The organism is Spiroplasma sp. hy2, from assembly GCF_044714365.1.
Lineage (GTDB): Bacteria > Bacillota_I > Bacilli_A > Mycoplasmatales > Mycoplasmataceae > Spiroplasma > Spiroplasma phoeniceum.
The window spans coordinates 1-3,508 of sequence record NZ_RXFZ02000109.1 but is presented as its reverse complement, the minus strand read 5'-3'; the positions used below and the strand labels follow the sequence as shown (position 1 = coordinate 3,508).

Genomic DNA, 3,508 nt, shown 5'->3' with positions numbered 1-3,508 from the left:
WTAAAAAATTTAAAGCAAAATCATAATCTTACACAAAATTAGTTTTCAAATTGTCATATTGATGATTTTTTTTATTTCATCAAGAGTTTTCGACAAAATTAAAGATTCGTTGTACAATGATATTATGAGTATTAATTTATTAGTGTATAAAAAGGAGATAAATAAAATGAAAAAATCAATTGATACAATCAAAATGTTGGGAATTGAAGCAATTAATAAAGCAAATTCAGGCCATCCAGGAATTGTTCTTGGTGCTGCGCCAATGGCATATACTTTATTCACAAGACACTTAGTTGTTAACCCACAAGTGGATAAATGAACAAATCGTGATCGTTTTGTTTTAACAGCAGGACATGGTAGTGCTTTATTATATTCGTTATTGCATTTATCCGGATTTGATCTTAATATTGATGATTTACGAAATTTTCGTCAAGTTGATTCAATTACGCCTGGTCATCCGGAATCACATTTAACGCCCGGAGTGGATGTGACAACGGGTCCTCTTGGCCAAGGACTTGCAGCAGCAGTTGGTTTAGCGTTAGCAGAAACGCATTTAGCAGCAAGATACAATACCAATAAATATCCTCTTTATGATCATTATACTTATGTTTTATGTGGTGATGGTGATTTACAAGAAGGAGTTACACAAGAAGCAATATCTTTAGCAGGACATTGAAAACTAAATAAATTAATTGTATTATTTGATTCTAATGATGTGCAATTAGATAATATGGTTAATGTTGCACAAAGTGAAAACATTGCTGATCGTTTTAAAGCAGCAAATTGAAATTATCTTTTTGTCAAAGATGGTAATGATATTGAAGCAATTGATCAAGCTATTATAAAAGCAAAAAAAAGTGATAAACCAACATTAATCGAAGTAAAAACAATAATTGGTGATGGGGCAACAAAACAAGGTACACCAGCAGTACATGGGGCGCCGTTAGGAAGTGATATTGAAACAGTTCGTAAAATGTTAAAATGAGATTATAAACCATTTGAAGTTCCTAGTGAAGTTTATAAGGATTTTGAAATCAATGTTAAACAACGAGGAATTAAAAAATATCAGGAATGATTAGAAATGTATCAAGGTTTTTGCAAAGAAAATTCTACTTTAGCTAAAGAACTTGATGATGCCGTTTATGGTAATTTTAATTTTAATCCACAAGATTTTCGTGATTTAAAACCAATTAAGCCACAAGCAACACGAATTAGTAGTGGGGCAATCCTTGACCGTCTTTCTAATATTATTCCAGCTTTAATTGGTGGTAGTGCTGATTTAAGTGGTAGTACAAAAGCAAAGGGAACTGATGGTGTTTATAGTCCTGAAAATCGATTAGGCCGTAATTTAGCTTATGGAGTGCGTGAATTTGCAATGGCAGCCATTAATAATGGAATTTGTTTACACCGTGGATTAATTCCTTTTGCAAGTGGTTTCTTTGTTTTTGCTGATTATATGAAGCCAGCTATTCGTTTAAGTTCATTAATGGAAATTCCAGCTATTTATATTTTATCGCATGATTCAATTGCTGTTGGTGAAGATGGTCCAACGCACCAACCAATTGAACAATTAGCAATGTTACGTAGTCAGCCAAACTTAAATGTTTTTCGTGTAGCTGATTTTAATGAAACATTAGGAGCTTATCATATCGCTTTACAGTCAAAACATACTCCAAGTGTTATTTTAATTACACGACAAGATTTACCAGAATTAGAACATTCAAATGTTGAGGCAGTGAAAAAAGGAGCTTATCAAGTTTATGGACAAGAATATAATAATAATGTTGTATTGTTAGCAACTGGTAGTGAAGTTAGCATGGCGATTGCTGTTGCAAACAAATTAGAACATGATAAAAAAATTAAAGTAAAAGTAGTATCAATGCCTTGTTGAGAATTATTTGAGCAGCAAGATGCTGCCTATAAACAGAAATTGTTAGAACCAACAGCTTTAATTGCGTCAATTGAATTAGGAGCAACCTTTGGTTGAGAACGTTATACTTCTAATGGTTTAAATTTTGGAATTAACACTTTTGGACAATCAGGACTATTTCAAGATGTATTAGAATATTTTGGTTTTAATGTAGAAAACATTGTTAATGCTATTAATAAAAAAATGCAATCATCATAAAAATGATAATTGCATTTTTTATTGTTCTCTTGTTTATTTAACTATCATATTTTAAATAACGTTGTCAAAAAATGGGAGCTAAACTACGTAAAATAAAAGGAACAACAATTTGAATAATTGGATATGTAAAAAGAAAACTATGAATAAAGTTATAAACAATGGCATATAATCAATTACTATAACCGGGTCAAACTGAATCAGGGAATAAAGTTGTTCAAATTAAAACACCAACTAATACTTGTGACAAGTAAATAAGAGTAATAATACTAAAACAAATAATAATATAATTAACATAAGTAATATATTTTTTGTCATTATTAACTTTAAAACGCATAAAACCTGCAATTGTTGGAATAATCATTGGGACAAAATAATCTAATAAATATGATCATGGTGAAACAATAAAATTTGAAGCAATAAATAGCAATGACATCAGGGCACTAATACTCCCAGTTATAAGACCAGCGATTGCTGAGTGTAAAAAAGCAATAACGATAAGTGGAAGATATTTTAAACCAATGCCACCACCATATGGTAAGTTAGGCAATAATGTTTCTAAATATGCTAAAGCTAAGGTTACTGCTACAAACATCGCAATAATAACAATATCAAATGTTTTTCATTTTCAAATTCCTAAATTAATTAAAAATCGTTTTCGTTTCATAGTATTAGTAAATAATAAATCACTAACCTTTATTTCATAACTATAAATAATAATATTACTAATTAAATTAAGAATATTCAAACTAATAATATTTAAAATAATAAACTGAAACTTATAATTAATATATTCTTCATAATTTGTTAATCAAACACTTATTGCAGATATGATACTAAATATTAAACCAAGTCCACAAGTCATTAAACAAAAAACTCATATATTTTTAAAATATTGGTCATTATTTAAATGAAATAGTTTACTTAATCTTGATAGTGGTAAAATACTAAGCGTTATTAAAATACCAAGGTATAAACTTATGACAATAAAAATTGTTGCTTTATTGTATCATAAAATAATGTTTTGTTGGTTTAACTTAACCTTAAAAGATGGGGGTCTAACCATATAAGAAATCTCCTTACACAAATAATTTTGTAATTAACTTCTATGAAAGTGAGCATCAAATTAAATTTATTAAATTAAATAAATAACGAATTTGAACTCCTTACGCTAGTGTTAACTAGATCAGGTTCGAAGAGTATTTCTCAAACTTATGTTTTATAAGTTACCTCTGTCAATTACAATATTATCTTAACATTGTTGGAAAAAACCTTTAATTTTGTCGAAAACTCTTGATATTTATAAAATATACCTAAAATTAGGTATATTTTTAATATATGGAGGTAAATAATTAATGAAAAAAATAATTACAGAATTAWWAT

Annotated in this window: 2 protein-coding genes and 1 riboswitch; of the genes, one reads left to right on the top strand and one right to left on the bottom strand. The window is 28.6% G+C overall.

The window, feature by feature from the left end; genetic code table 4:
• Window positions 1-166 precede the first annotated feature (166 nt).
• On the top strand, window positions 167-2,128 hold the full coding sequence (tkt, locus tag EHV01_RS04050; RefSeq protein WP_422066314.1) for a transketolase: 1,962 nt from the start codon (window positions 167-169) through the stop codon (window positions 2,126-2,128).
• 37 nt (window positions 2,129-2,165) lie between these two features.
• On the opposite strand, the gene EHV01_RS04045 is transcribed toward tkt, so the two are convergent.
• Window positions 2,166-3,191, bottom strand: a complete 1,026-nt coding sequence (locus tag EHV01_RS04045) for an energy-coupled thiamine transporter ThiT (RefSeq protein ID WP_422066313.1) — start codon at window positions 3,189-3,191, stop codon at window positions 2,166-2,168.
• Window positions 3,192-3,270: 79 nt separating this feature from the next.
• Window positions 3,271-3,369: riboswitch (TPP riboswitch) on the bottom strand.
• Window positions 3,370-3,508: the final 139 nt, after the last annotated feature.